Annotated in this window: 8 protein-coding genes; 4 read left to right on the top strand and 4 right to left on the bottom strand. The window is 60.1% G+C overall.

All coding sequences use genetic code 11. From position 1 onward, the window contains the following. Nucleotides 1-78 precede the first annotated feature (78 nt). The 3 genes from J4D99_RS09205 (at nt 79) to J4D99_RS09215 (ending at nt 3,102) form a co-directional block, all read left to right on the top strand. Nucleotides 79-360, top strand: a complete 282-nt coding sequence (locus J4D99_RS09205) for a FeoA family protein (RefSeq protein ID WP_309509624.1) — start codon at nt 79-81, stop codon at nt 358-360. 11 nt (nt 361-371) lie between these two features. Further along, entirely contained in the window at nt 372-2,549 is a 2,178-nt protein-coding gene (feoB, locus tag J4D99_RS09210; protein ID WP_208131400.1) for a ferrous iron transport protein B, read from the top strand. An 85-nt stretch (nt 2,550-2,634) separates the two neighbouring features. Next, nucleotides 2,635-3,102 (top strand): hypothetical protein, encoded by a 468-nt coding sequence (locus J4D99_RS09215; RefSeq protein WP_208131401.1) that lies wholly within the window; start codon nt 2,635-2,637, stop codon nt 3,100-3,102. 158 nt (nt 3,103-3,260) lie between these two features. On the opposite strand, the gene J4D99_RS09220 is transcribed toward J4D99_RS09215, so the two are convergent. The 4 genes from J4D99_RS09220 to J4D99_RS09235 all read right to left on the bottom strand — a co-directional run bounded on the left by J4D99_RS09220 (nt 3,261) and on the right by J4D99_RS09235 (nt 12,557). Further along, nucleotides 3,261-4,736, bottom strand: a complete 1,476-nt coding sequence (locus J4D99_RS09220; protein ID WP_208131402.1) for a RagB/SusD family nutrient uptake outer membrane protein — start codon at nt 4,734-4,736, stop codon at nt 3,261-3,263. Between the two features lie 21 nt (nt 4,737-4,757). Beyond that, entirely contained in the window at nt 4,758-7,772 is a 3,015-nt protein-coding gene (locus J4D99_RS09225; protein ID WP_208131403.1) for a SusC/RagA family TonB-linked outer membrane protein, read from the bottom strand. A 318-nt stretch (nt 7,773-8,090) separates the two neighbouring features. Further along, nucleotides 8,091-9,458: a RagB/SusD family nutrient uptake outer membrane protein gene (locus tag J4D99_RS09230; RefSeq protein ID WP_208131404.1), complete on the bottom strand. Its 1,368-nt coding sequence runs from the start codon at nt 9,456-9,458 to the stop codon at nt 8,091-8,093. Nucleotides 9,459-9,497: 39 nt separating this feature from the next. Continuing rightward, entirely contained in the window at nt 9,498-12,557 is a 3,060-nt protein-coding gene (locus tag J4D99_RS09235) for a SusC/RagA family TonB-linked outer membrane protein (RefSeq protein WP_208131405.1), read from the bottom strand. A gap of 297 nt (nt 12,558-12,854) precedes the next feature. On the opposite strand from J4D99_RS09235, the gene J4D99_RS09240 reads away from it, so the two are divergent. Continuing rightward, nucleotides 12,855-14,036, top strand: a complete 1,182-nt coding sequence (locus J4D99_RS09240; protein ID WP_208131406.1) for a ribonuclease D — start codon at nt 12,855-12,857, stop codon at nt 14,034-14,036. The last annotated feature ends 18 nt before the right edge of the window (nt 14,037-14,054 follow it).

A 14,054-nucleotide genomic window follows, 5' to 3' on the forward strand; every position in this document is an offset into this window, starting at 1 on the left:
TGCTCCCCACCTGGCACCGCCAACTAAACGGCCGTATCTTTGTTTGAATTAAATCTAAATAACCAACTTCTCGCGCCCGTGGCTCTTTTTCGTCGCTCTGCTGCCGTGGCTGCTCCGCAGCCGGTTTCTGCTCGTCGCACTGCCAATGACCTGCGTCTCGGCGAGTCGGCCACCGTGTGCTGCCTGAAAGACCCCCAGATGGCACTCAAGCTGTTGGAAATGGGTTGTATTCCGGGCACGCAGGTGCGGCTAACGGGCCGGGCGCCGCTCGGCGACCCGCTGATGCTGGTGCTCGGCGACGAGGAGTATACCCTTTCGCTGCGCGTGAGCGAGGCCATTACTATTCAGTTAAAAGACTAACCCAGAACCCTATGGCGGGTGTTATTCAGGATGTGCAGCCGGCAGTGCCGCAGCCCGGCACCGGGGGCGCGGCGCCCTTGGCCGAGCGCCTGCCCCGCCTGGCTCTCATCGGCAATCCCAATTCGGGCAAGACGTCGCTCTTCAATCAGCTCACGGGTCTCAACCAGAAAGTAGGCAACTTCCCGGGGGTGACGGTGGACCGTAAAACCGGCGTGGCCCAGCTAGGGGGCCAGCGCCGGGCCGAGGTGGTAGACCTGCCGGGTACGTATTCGCTCTACCCCAAAAGCCTCGACGAGCGCGTCATTGCCGACCTGCTCTACAACCCGCTCTCGCCCGACTACCCCGACTTTGTGGTCGTAACCGTGGATGCGAGCAACCTGCGCCGCAGCTTGCTGCTGTTTTCGCAGCTCGCCGACCTGGGACTGCCCGCCATTCTGGCCCTGAACATGACCGACGTGGCCGCCGAGCGCGGCATTCAGCTCGACGTAGTGGCCTTGGAACGCGAGCTAGGGGTGCCCGTGGTGCCCATGAATGCCCGTAAGGGTGTGGGCCTGGCCGCCCTACGTATCGTAATGGCCGACCGGCTGGCCGCCCGCCCGCCCGCCGGCCGCTTCTGGCAGCCCGGCGCCGAGCTGCGGCCGCTGCTCGAAGCTATTCGCCAGCACTTCGGGCTACCCAACGACTACCTGGCGCTGCACTATGCGCATCAGTTTCGGCAGCTGCACTTTTTGAGCGAGGAAGACCGTACCTACCTGGCTAGCCTCACCGAGCAGTACGCGTTTGACTCGACGGCCCAGCAGGCGGCCGAAACGGTGGGCCGCTACGCCAGTATCAACGAGCTGCTGCTGGAAGTGGTGACTGTGACGCGCACCGAGCGCCGCGAGCCAGCCAGCAACCGCATCGACAAGGTGCTGACCCACCGCGTGTTCGGGTATCTTATTTTTCTGGCCATTCTGTTTCTGCTGTTTCAGGCCATCTTCGCCTGGGCGCAGTACCCGATGGACCTCATTGACCAAGGCATTTCGGCCTTGAGCGCGGCCATTCAGGCGCGGTTTCATGGGCCGCTGGTGCGGCTGCTCACCGAGGGCGTCATTGCCGGGCTAGGGGGGGTGCTGATATTTATTCCGCAGATTGCCTTGCTCTTCGCCTTCCTGGCGGTGCTGGAAGAGACTGGCTATATGGCCCGCGTTACCTTCCTCATGGACAAGCTGATGCGGCCCTTTGGGCTGAGCGGCAAGAGCGTGGTGCCGCTCATTTCGGGACTGGCGTGCGCCGTGCCAGCCATTATGGGGGCGCGCACCATCGAAAGCTGGAAAGACCGGATGCTTACCATCTTCGTAACGCCGCTCATGTCGTGCTCGGCCCGCATTCCGGTCTACACGGTGCTAGTGGCGCTGGTGGTGCCCGACGAGAGCTGGCTCGGCATTTTCAACATGCGGGGGCTGGTGCTTATGGGGCTCTACCTGCTAGGCCTCAGCTCAGCGCTGCTCTCGGCCTTGCTGCTGAAAACGGTGCTCAAGGCCCGCGAGCGCAGCTACTTTATCATGGAGTTTCCGGTGTACCGCTGGCCGCGCTGGAAAAACGTGGGGCTTACCATCGTGGAGAAGGTAAAAACCTTTGTGCTGCAAGCTGGTAAGGTCATCGTCGCCATTTCGGTGCTGCTGTGGGTGCTGGCTAGCTATGGCCCCGGCACCCGGCAGGAGCAGGCTGCCGCGCAGGTGCAGCAGCAAGCCGCTGCCCGGCGGTGGTCGGCTGCCGAAACCGAGCGCCGCGAAGCCTCGGCCCGGCTCGAAACTTCTTACGCCGGCACTTTTGGCCACATCATCGAGCCGGCCATCCGGCCGCTGGGCTTCGACTGGAAAATTGGTATCTCCCTGCTTACCTCCTTCGCCGCCCGCGAAGTGTTTGTGGGCACCATGAGCACCATCTACAGCGTGGGCCAGGATGCCGACCTGGGCACCGTGCAGCAGAAGCTGGCCAGCGAGCGCGATGCGCAGGGCCAACCCTTTTTCACGCCGGTACGGGCGCTGTCGCTGCTCGTGTTCTATGTATTTGCCATGCAGTGCATGAGCACGCTGGCCGTCACCTACCGCGAAACCAAAAGCTGGCGCTGGCCGCTGGGTCAACTCGTGTACATGACCGGGCTCGCCTACGCGGCCTCGCTGCTGGTGTGGCAGGTATTTTCTTAGGCCTATAGCTGGCAGCTGCTGGCTGTTAGCTTTTGTTGATTCGATTAGGCTGGCAGCCAGCAGCTGTCGGCTATAAGCTCAAAAAATGACGACCTACGAGACCCTGCTGCGCCTGGCGTTCCGCGCGCCCACCGACGTGGCACACTACCTTACGCCAGCCACGCTAGGGGCCGCTGCTGGCTTCGAGCAGGCTAACCGAGCCGAGCAGCCGTTTCGCTTCGAGCAGTGGCGCCTGGGCGTGGCGGCCAGCCTGTTGCGCCTGCTGGCCGACCTGGGCGACCACGACGAAGCCCGCCGCGCCGCCGACGTGCTGCACCGCGCCCTCAACACAGCCAAGTCGCCACAGGATATCGACAAGCAAATTGGCAAAGAGAATAAGCTCTTCGAGCAGATTTACACCAACCTCTACGTCAACGACGAAGGGGAGGCCCTGCTCGACCTCTTCGCTCGTACCCTCGACGCCGACGCGCCCGACCTGCTGGCCCAGGTAGAAGATGAGGCTGTGGGGCTAGCCCGCGGCCTGGACTTCGAGCGAGCTGAAGAAGACGAATGAACCTGTTCAGGCAGTCGGCTGCCCCGGCCGGGCGGCGGAGAGCAGTTTGACCAGTGTGAGTGACTTCCTAAACAGCTTTCTAAGTGGCCCCAAAGCCACCAAAAGAAAAGACCCGCGCCACTGGCACGGGTCTTTTCTTGTAACGCAACAGCGGAGCCCTAGTAGCTGGGGTTCTGCGTCAGGTTTGGGTTATTGTTGATTTCCTGGTACGGAATCGGCAATATCTCCTTCGGGTCGTTGGCGTTGAGGGCCGGAATGGCGGGCGAGCCGGGGTCGGTAGGGGTAGCAGGTACGGCAGGCTGGAACTCGCGCACGTTCAGGTTATTGCGCTTGAGGTCGTAGAGCCGGAAGCCCTCGAAAGCCAATTCCAGCTGGCGCTCCAGCAGCACGTCGCTCAGCGTGGCGCTCGTCAGGGGGGTGGCCCCCGAGCGCTTGCGCACGATGTTGATATCGGCTAGGCCCGATTTGCCGGCCTGGATATCGCACTCAGCCCGGATGAGGTACATCTCGGCCAGGCGAATGAGCGGAATATTCTGACCATACGTGCGCCACTTGGCCGTGCGTAGCTGGTTGGGGCGGTTGTTGCCGTCGCTTAAGTAAATAAGCTTCTTGGTCTGCAAAATGGTAAGCGAGTCGGTGCCGCGCACATCTGGCCCGGTGGGGGGGCCGTAGAGAGCCGCAAACGCGCCGCTCACCTGCACATCGCTGCGGCCATACAGGATGCCCTGGTCGCCGGTGGGGCTGTAGCCTGCAAAGAAGGTGGCCAGGCCGCTGTTGGCCGTGCCGGCGTTGTTCTGGTCGTTTTGCTGCACCTCAAACAAGCTTTCGGCACTGTTGCGGTTGGCAAATACGGCGGCCAGCGTGCCGGCCAGCGCCGCCCCACTGTTCGTAATTACATCATCGGCTGCGGCGCGGGCGGCGGGGTAGTTGCCCTGCTGCAAGTACACGCGGGCTAGCAGCGCCTCGGCCGAATACGACGAAGCCCGGGTCACATTCAGCGCAGGCAGGCCTTTTATGGCAGCCTGCAAATCGCTGATAACCTGCGTGTACACTTGCTGCACCGTGGCCCGTGGCAGCTGCGTGTCGGCCTGGGAGATGGAGTTGTTGGCCATCAGGTTGATGGGCACCCCCGGCTGCGTGTTGGCGCCGCCCGGCTGGTACTGCTGGGCATAGAGGCGCACCAGTTCAAAGTACATGGCCGCCCGGATGAAGTGCATCTCCCCCCGGAACTGCTTGCGTTGGGCGCTGTCGGCTACGACGCCCAGGTTGGCCAGCACCAGGTTGGTCTGGTTGATGTTGGCGTAGGCTGCCCGCCAGATACCTAGCGCGTTCGAAATCTGCGCATTCTGGATGTGGTTAGACAGCTGCGCGTAATTCTGAAACGACCCCCGCCAGGTGATGTAGTTGTCGCTCGCCATGAGCTCGGGCACCAGGATGAGGTCGGTGCCGTAAAGGCTCGAATTGTCGAGCTGGGCGTAGCAGCCCACCACGGCGGCGCCGATTTTCTGCGGCGTGTTGAAGGCCGTGGAAAGGTCGATGCCTTGCTGGGGCTCAATATCGAGGGCGTCCTTGCAGCTCGCCAGGCCCAGGCCTAGCGAAAGCACCAAGGCCGATTTAGAAAATATATTTTTCATATGATACGATAGGACAAAGGATTAAAAGCCCAGGTTGGCCCCGATGAGGAAGGTTTTGGGCAGCGGCGGCGTGTAGAAGTCGTGGCCGAGCGCGATGATATTAGCCCCCAAGCCGAAGGTGTTTACCTCCGGGTCATAGCCGGTGTACTTGGTGAACGTAGCCAGGTTCTGGGCCGTGAGGTAGATGCGCACCGATTGCAGGTAGCCGCGCTTCACGAGGTCGGCCGGGATGGTGTAGCCTAGCGTCACGTTTTTCACGCGGAAGAACGAGCCATCCTGCACAAAGCGCGACGAGTTGCCAATGCCATTGCCCGAGCCGAAGCTCGACTTGGGCACGTTGGTGATGTCGCCGGGCTTCTGCCAGCGGTTGAGCTGGTCGGTGGTCTGGTTGTCGAGGTAGTTGTTGAAGCCTGTCGACTGGTACACGCCGGCCGCGTTGTAGATGTCGTTGCCGTAGCTAAACTGCCCTAGCGCGCTCAGGTCGAAGCCCTTGAAGCTGGCCGTGGTATTTACACCACCCGTGAACTTGGGGTTCGGGTTGCCCACCTTCACGTCGGGCGCTGCGCCGTAGTCATTGGTGGCCGTGCCATCGGCCTGGGTATAGAGGGCATCGCCGGTGGCGGGGTCTACGCCGGCATAGCGCTTGGTGTAAAACACGCCCAGCGGCTGGCCTTGCATTACGCGGCTAATGATAGCGCCGCCCGGGATGATGGGCGTAGCCAGTGAGGTTATCAGGTTGCGGTTGAACGACATGTTGCCGCCCACGCTCCACTTGAAGTCGCCGTCGAGAATCTTCCCGTTCAGCGCAATTTCGAGGCCGCGGTTGCGCAGCGAGCCCACGTTTTGGGTAGCATTGCTGAAGCCGGTAGCTAGCTGCAGCTGGCGGTTGAGCAGCAGCTTGTCGGTTTGCTTCTGGTACACATCTACCTCACCGGTGATGCGGTTTTGCAGGAAGCCAAATTCCACGCCGATGTCCGTCTGCTTGGTGTTTTCCCAGGTCAGGCTTGGGTCACCGAGCGCCGAGCCGATAAACGTGCCCGACTGGTCGGCGTAGGGCAGGGCCGCCACCAGGCTACGGGCCGAGAAGTTGCCGATTTCGGCATTACCCGTCAGGCCGTAGCTGGCGCGCAGCTTCAGGTAGTTGATAACGGTATTGCCTTTCAGGAAGCTTTCTTCCGAGAGCAGGTAGCCTAGCGAGGCGGCCCCGAAGGTACCATAGCGGCGCTCGGCCCCGAAGCGCGACGAGCCGTCGATACGGGCGCTGCCGCCTATCAGGTATTTGCCTTGGAACGCGTAGTTGACGCGGGCAAAGTAGGAAAGAATAGAATAGCCAGTGCCCGACGAGCCCGAGCCGCCCGTTTTCACGGCCGCGCTGTTGATGCGGGTAAAGTCGTTGGTCGGGAAGCCGCGGCCCTCGGCCGATGTCACGCGCGTGTCGGAGCGTTGGTACGACTCGCCCACCAGCACGTCGAGGTGATGGTTTTCGGCAAAGTCGCGGGCGTAGGTAATCGTGTTGTTGTTGGTGTAGTTGACTACCTGGGTCTGGGCGCTGAAAGCGTAGCCCGTGGCGCCACCCGTCTGGGTGCCGGCACTGCGCACCAGGTCCTCGTTCAGGTTCAGGAAGTCACCGCCTACTTCCGTACGGATGGTGAGGCCCTGCACCGGCACAAAGTTGAGGTAGGCCGAGCTGAACGAGCGGTAAGTGCCGGCCCGGTTCATGCCCAGGGCTTGGTCAATCAGCGCGTTGTAGTAGATAGTCTGAGCGTTGAGCAAGCCCGTGGTGGGGTCATACACCGGCTGCGTCGGCGCCAGGGCATTGAGCTGCAATGGGTTGGAGAAGTCGTTGTCGCCGGCCACGCGGTCGTTCACGGTGCGGGCCAGCGAGGTGTTGAGGCCCACCCGCAGGTTGTCCAAGATGCTGTGGTCGAGGTTCATGCGCAGGCTGCCCCGCCGGAAGCGGTTGCCCACGATAATACCTTTCTGGTCGTTGAAGGTACCGCTCAGGTAGAAGCGCGTTTTGGCGTCGCCACCGCTCACGCTGAAATCATACTGCGACACGTTGGCACCGCCGCCAAACAGCTTGTACTTGCCTTGGTTGCGAAAGGCCTGGTCGCTCCAGTTGGTGTTGTAAGGCGAATTATAGTCCAGCCCAAAGTAGTTGGTAAAGTCCTTCGGCAGGCTAGCCTGGGTCGAGTAGCCCGCATTGATGAGCGACTCGCCCAGCAGCTCGTTGTACTGCGAAGAATTCAGAAACTGGCGCTGGCGGGTGGGCGCGCTGATGCCGTAGTAGTAGCCGGCCGTTACCTTGGTCTGGCCCTGCTTGCCCTTCTTGGTAGTGATGATAATTACCCCGTTAGACGCCCGCGAGCCGTAGATGGCCGAGGCCGAAGCATCTTTCAGAATGCTAATGCTCTCGATGTCATTGGGGTTGAGGTCGGCTAGGGGGTTCAGCGGCTCGGTGCTGGCCGACGACTGGTCTTGCGACGTGACGGGAATGCCATCAATCACGTACAGCGGCTGGTTGGAGGCCGATACCGATGAAGTACCCCGCACCTGAATGTTCAGGCCCTGGCCCAGCTTGCCGCTGCCCTGGTTGATAACCACGCCCGGCGTGCGGCCCTGAATCGACTGCTCGAACGACTGCACCGGCTGGTTCTGCACCACGCTGCCCGATAGCTGCGTCACGGCGCCCGTCACGTCGGCCTTGGCCTGCGAGCCGTAGCCCACTACCACGGCCTCGGCCAGGTCGGTGGCGCTCGCGGCTAGGGTCACATTTATGGTGCTGCGGCCGGCCACGGCTACCGTCTGGCTGGCATAGCCTACCGAGCTGATAACGAGCGTGGCACCCGGCTGCACGCTCAGCGTAAAGTTGCCGTCGGCGCCGCTGCTCACGCCGTTGGTAGTGCCGCGTTCCACAATAGTAGCTCCGGGTACAGGGCTGCCATCGGCGCCGACGACCCGGCCGCTAACAGCCTGGGTTTGCGCAACTGCCGGTAGCGCTGCCACTACCAGCAAGGGAGCGAAAATATTTCTCATAAGGCGAGTAATAAGTGAAAAATTGATACTAAAAACGCGTAGACATTCTACCCAATATGCTTCTCTAACCTGCACAAGGAGTGGCGGCAAATAAAGAGGGTGCCAGGAGAATATATTATGAACAAAGCGGGCAGGCGGGCAGAATAAGCAACAGTTTCTACTTCAAAAGTCGGCGCTAGCCCTCTTCAAGTGCTTACTGGGCAGTCTTTCATGTAGTAACAGTTAATTTCTGTTTTGTCGCGAAAAAATGCAGTATTGCCAACATGAAAAAAGGCCCGCAACAACTGTTGCGGGCCTTTACTTAGAGCTACTACCGGGCTAGTAGCCTGGGTTCTGAACCAGGTTAGGGTTGGCGTTGATTTCGCGTAGCGGAATCGGGAATACCAGCTTAGGCGAATTCCAGGCCAGCGTAGTGTTAGTCAGCGGGTCGAAAGCCGATTGCTGGTTACGCTTGATATCGCCGAGGCGGAAACCCTCAAACGCAAGCTCCAGGCGGCGCTCTTTGAGGATATCGGCCAGGGTAACAGTGGCGAGGGGCGCCAGTTGCGCCCGCTGGCGAATGACGTTGATATCATTCACGGGCGTGTCGCCAAGCTGCGTACCGGCCCGGAGGTTAGCCTCGGCCCGAATCAGGTACATCTCGTCGAGGCGAATGAGCTTGATATTGCCATAAAGCACATCGTACTTGGTGGTGTAATATGTGCTGTTAGCATTGGGCTGATACAGGTTCTTGCGGTCGTCGCCAGCTTCGAAAAGCTTCACGAACTGCGGCTGAATCTCCACGTCGGCTCGGCGATTCTGCGAGTAGAACGTATTCAAGTCGTTGGTGCCACTCTGTGCCGAGAACTGTAGCGCAAAAATGTCTTCCGACGTATTGGCCAGCAGGCTGCTGTTCGATACGAAGTTGTCGGCGTAGCCAGGGTTTAGGCTGAAGCGGTTAGAGCTGATAACCCGGTTAGCTGCGGCCGCCGCTGCGGAGAAATTACTTTGCTGCAGGTAGATGCGCGCCAGCAAGCCGGCAGCGGCATATTTATTAGCAAAAAAGCCGTTAGAAGCAGGGAGCTTGCTTTCGGCCGTGTTTAGGTCGGTGATAATCTGAGTGTAGACTTCCGCCACCGTATTTCGCTTCACGCTGCTGGCCTCCGAGATGGAAGTAGTGGGAGTAAGCACCAGCGGCACTCCGGGGTTGTTGGCGGGCGTACCATCGTTCCAGTCGCGGGCAAAGGAGCGTACTAAGTCGAAATACACCATCGAACGGATAAACTTCGCTTCCCCTTCCACGCTGCTTTGCTGAGCCGGCGTGCTAAGCTTGCTGAGGTTAGCCAACACGTTATTCGTTCGGTTAATAACGTCGTAGGCGCTCAGCCAGGTGCTCGAAATAAAGCTGTTGCTGTAAAGAAGCGTTTTGCGCTGGGCCTGCTGCGGCTGCGAGTAGGTGCCCACAAACATCTCGTCGCCGTTATCGGCGAGCAGGTCGGTCATCAATTGCCAGTCGCCCCCATATAGGCTCGTGCTTTGCAGGCCTTTATAGCAGCCGATAAGGGCAGCATGTACGTCATCAGACGTGTTAAAAGCATTGGCCGTGTCAATGCTGCTGACGGGCTGTACATTCAGCTTATTGTTGCAGCCCACTAGGCCGCCCGTAAGCAGGGAGGCTGTTAGCAGTCCGGTGAGTATCTTTTTCATAAGTAGATGCTAGTAGAAAGAGGGAAAAGCCGACCGGCGCTAAAAGCCCAGGTTGATACCCACGGTATAGGTGCGGGCCTGCGGGGCTGTGTAGAAGGTGATGCCCTGGCTAATATTATTCTGGGTATTATTACCGGTACCCGTCACGTAGTCGGAGCTAACCTCGGGGTCCCAGCCGGTGTACTTAGTGAAGGTGAGCAAGTTGTAGCCCTGCACGAAGATGCGCGCGGTCTGGAAGTAAGCCTTTCTGGCTAGCGCACTGGGCAGGTTGTAGCCCAGCACCACCGAGCGCAGGCGGCCGTAATCGCCGTTTTGCACGAAGCGCGACGAGTTGCCGATACCATTGCCGCCCAGGTAAACGGCCTTGGGTACGTTGGTGATATCGCCCGGCTTCTGCCAGCGGTTCAGCTGGTCGCGGGTCTGGTTGTCAGGGCCGTTATTGAAGCCCACCGAGTAATACTGTGCGCCTCCGTCAAAAATCTGGTTGCCAAACACGCCCACTAGGGTCACGGCCAGGTCGAAGCCTTTGTAAGAGAACGTGTTGGTGATACCACCAGTCCACAGCGGGTTAGGGTTGCCAATGGGTACGTTGGCGGCCAGGTTGATGTCGTTAGTGGTGCCCCGGTTCAGGGTGCCGTCGGCGTTGGTGGTATTCAGGTAATACAGGGCGTCGCCGTTGTCGGGGTTTACGCCCGCGTATTCTGGCCCGATAAACTCGCCCAGGGGCTGGCCCGCCTGGGCCCGGTTCAGGAAGCTACCCAGAATGTCCGGTCCGGACAGGTCCAGAATTTTATTGCGGTTGATAGCGGCGTTCGCGCTGGTCGTCCAGTTGAAGTCCCCTACGATATTGCGGGTAGTGAGCGAGAACTCGATGCCCTGGTTGCGCAGGCTGCCCACGTTTGAGTTGCGAGAGGCAAAGCCAGAGGTGCCCGGTACAGGCTGCGAGAGCAGCAGGCCAGTAGTATTCTTGCGGTACACATCTACTTCACCGCTGATGCGGCCACCAAAGAAACCGTACTCTACGCCGGCGTCGTACTGCACCGTCGTTTCCCAGGTCAGGTCATTGTTGCCGAGCTGCGAAGGTCGCTGGCCGGGTACCCCAACGTAGCCGGCATCGCCCGAGAACAGGCTGCGCGAGGCGAAGTTGCCAAAGTTCTGGTTACCGGTTTTGCCGGCGCTGGCGCGCAGTTTGAGCAAGCTCAGCGTAGGATTGTCCTTCAGGAAGCTTTCTTCCGAAATCAACCAGCCGACCGACGCCGCCGGGAAAACGCCATACCGGTTGTTGGCCCCAAAGCGCGATGAGCCGTCGATGCGGGCGCTAGCCCCCACCAGGTACTTGCCGGCGAAGGCGTACGAGCCGCGAGCGAAGTACGACACCAGGGCATAGCTGGTGGTATAGGAAGTGCCCGCCGTGATTTGCGAGGCGTTATCAATGGTGCGGTAGGCGTCGGAGGCAAACTGCGTACCCGTCACGCTGTTGCCGTTGAGGCGGCCGCTTTCGTAGCTCGTACCCAGGGTAAATTCCAGGGCGTGCTGCTCAGCGAGCATCTTTTTGTACGTGAAGTAGTTGTTCACTACCACCTTCGCATTGGTTTGGGCTGCGTTGAAGCCAAAGCCGTTGGTCGGGCCGCTGTTGCGCGAGGTGATGCGTCCGAGGTACTGCTCCTCGTTTTGGTTCAGCACGTCGGTGCCGAGCTCCGAACGGAAGTTAAGGTCGTTGGTGAGCTTCAGCTGCCCGTACACATTGCCCAACAGCCGGTAAATAGTAGTCGTGTACGAGCCGCCCTGAATATTCAGCAACGGGTTGTAGTAGAAGGGAAAGGTGGCATTGGGAAGGCCCGTGTTTAGGTCAAGCGCGCCGCTGGTTAGGCCAGTACGCGGGTCGATGGAAGGCGTAATCGGCGCCAAGGCCACAATCTGCATCGGCGTGCTAAACGCGTCATCGTTGGGCACACGGTTGTTGACCGAGCGCGTGGCCGTCATGTTAATGCCAAACGACAGCCGGTCGGTAGCCTGATGGTCGAGGTTGAAGCGCGCGGCGATGCGCTTGTACTCGTTGCTGATAAGAATACCCTTCTGGTCGCTGTACTGGCCCGAAAAATAGAAGCGGGTTTTCTCATTGCCGCCGCTGGCATTCAGGTCGTACTGCTGGAAGGGAGCCTTCTGGAAAACCTGGTCCTGCCAGTTGGTATTATACGTCAGCGGGTCGGTGGCCCCGCCCGCGTAGGTCTTCAGGCGGTTGGCATTAGACGTGGCCGAGCGGCCCGAATTGACCAGCGCCTCAGTTAGCAGCGTCACATACTCCTGGCTGTTAAGAAACTCCCGCTTGTGCGTGGGCTCGCTGTAGCCGCCCTGCACATTCAGGTTGAAGCGCGTCGCGCCGGCCTTGCCGCGCTTGGTGGTGATGAGCACAACGCCGTTGGTAGCTCGCGAGCCGTAAATAGCCGATGACGAAGCATCTTTCAGCACGCTGATGCTCTCAATGTCATTGGGGTTGATGTCGGCAATGGGGTTGGTAGCTGCTTCCGTCGACGACATGTTGTCGGCTACTACCGGCACGCCATCCACTACGTACAGCGGCTGGGCGTTGCCGCTGATGGAAGACACGCCCCGTACCCGCACCTTAATGCCCTGGCCGAGCTTGCCGCTGCTGTTTTCGATAAACACGCCCGCAGCTTTACCTTGTATGGATTGCTCGAACGACTGCACCGGCTGGTTGCCTACGTCTTTGCTGGCTAGCTGCGCTACCGAGCCCGTGAGGTCGGCTTTGGTCTGGGTACCGTAGCCCACTACCACGGCTTCGCCCAGGTCGGTGGTGCTAGCAGCCAGCGTCACATTGACAGCGCTGCGGCTGCCGACGGGAACAGTTTGCGTAGTAAAACCTACCGAGCTGATAACCAGCGTAGCGCCCGGCTTCACCGCTAGGCGAAATACCCCGTCGGCGTCGCTGGTCACGCCATTGGTAGTGCCACGCTCTACAACGGTCGCGCCCGGTACCGGGTTACCGTCAGTGCCTGTTATCCGGCCACTGATGGCCTGCGTCTGGGCTAGCACTGGCAGGGCAGCTACAACCAGTATAGGAGTAAAAATTTTTCTCATGAAGCAATGAGTAAAATGAGTAATAAAAAGAAGGCAGCAAAAGAGGGCTTGGGCAGGATAAAAGGGTACTTACAAATTAAAGGGTACTTCAGTAAGAAATCATAATAAAATTTTGGAAAGTCCCTGAAATAGTGAGAACAATTCTGGTTTATTTTAGAAGTATTTCTGTACTAGCGGTGCTTATTTAATGCGATTATCGAGAAATAAGGTAGTTAAAAACCATTCTTAATTAATGGCACCTTCAATGTGTTCATCCTATTTCGTTACCCCTAGCCGCCCCTACCTTTGCCGCCACGCATGAAGCCTACTATTCATTATCTTACCACGGCGGCCCAGGTGGCCGACGCGGCAGCCCACTTTGCCACGCTGCCGCGCATTGGCATCGACCTGGAGTTTGACGACAACCGCTATCGCTACGGCCGCCACCTGGCCCTCATTCAGGTGTTTGACGGCGAGGCGGTTTACCTTATCGATCCGCTGCCGCTGGAGCCGGAGATGGCTGCCGGCCTGGAGCCGTTGTTTGCCGTGCTGCGCGACCCGGCCGTGGCCAAGGTATTCCACTCCTGCAAGTCCGACATTCTGCTGCTCGATGAGCTGTTCAGCGTTACGTGCCGCACCATTGTAGACACCAGCGTGCAGTTTACGCTGCTAGCCCTTGAGGATAACAATATCTCGCTAGGGCGTCTTATTCAGAGCGAGTTAGGGTTTGAGGTGGATAAAGGCGAGCAGAAGTCAAACTGGCTGAAGCGCCCTCTCACCGAGGCCCAGAAAGAGTACGCCGCCAACGACGTGCTGTACTTGTTTGAGCTCACCGACCGCCTGGCGGTTCGCCTGCAAGAGCAGGGCCGCGCCCAGTGGGCCGCCGAAGAAAACCACGCCCTCGAAGCCGTGCGCTACGGCCGCGGTGAGCTGCGCCCGCACCTGCGGCTAGCTGGCAAGTACCGCATCAGCCCCCAGGAGCTGCCGCTGTTTCGGGAGCTGTACGCCCTGCGCGACCGCGTGGCCCGCCAGCTCGACCGGCCGAGCTACATGGTGCTCAGCAATGATAGGCTAGCCGAAATCACGCGCCAGCCTATTACGTCGCACGGCGCATTGCGCAATGCGGGCGGCCTGCACCCCGAGCTAAAGCGCGCGCCCTACGCCGACGAGCTCGTTGCCCTGGCCACTGCCGAGCTAGCCCCCGATGGCCCGCTGCCCGCCGACCAGCGCCGGCCGCAGCCCTTCCGCCGCCGCTTTGGCGGCCCCGTGGCGGCCCGCGCCGAGGCCCGCGAAACCTTGCTCACGACGCTCAAAAACCACCTGGCGGCCGACTACAGCCCGGTGCTGGCCAACACCGTGCTTAGCAATCGCCTCATTGGCGATGTGGTGGAGCAGGGCAGCCTAGCCGCCCTGCGCCCTTGGCAGCGCCAGTTGCTGGGCGAAACTGCTGGCCAGCACGGCCTGGCCATTGCCGAGCTGGAAGAGCCGCTGCAAGCCTAGCGCGCAAGGTTACGCAAG

The organism is Hymenobacter sp. BT559, assembly GCF_017571525.1.
Classification (GTDB): Bacteria; Bacteroidota; Bacteroidia; order Cytophagales; family Hymenobacteraceae; genus Hymenobacter; species Hymenobacter ginsengisoli.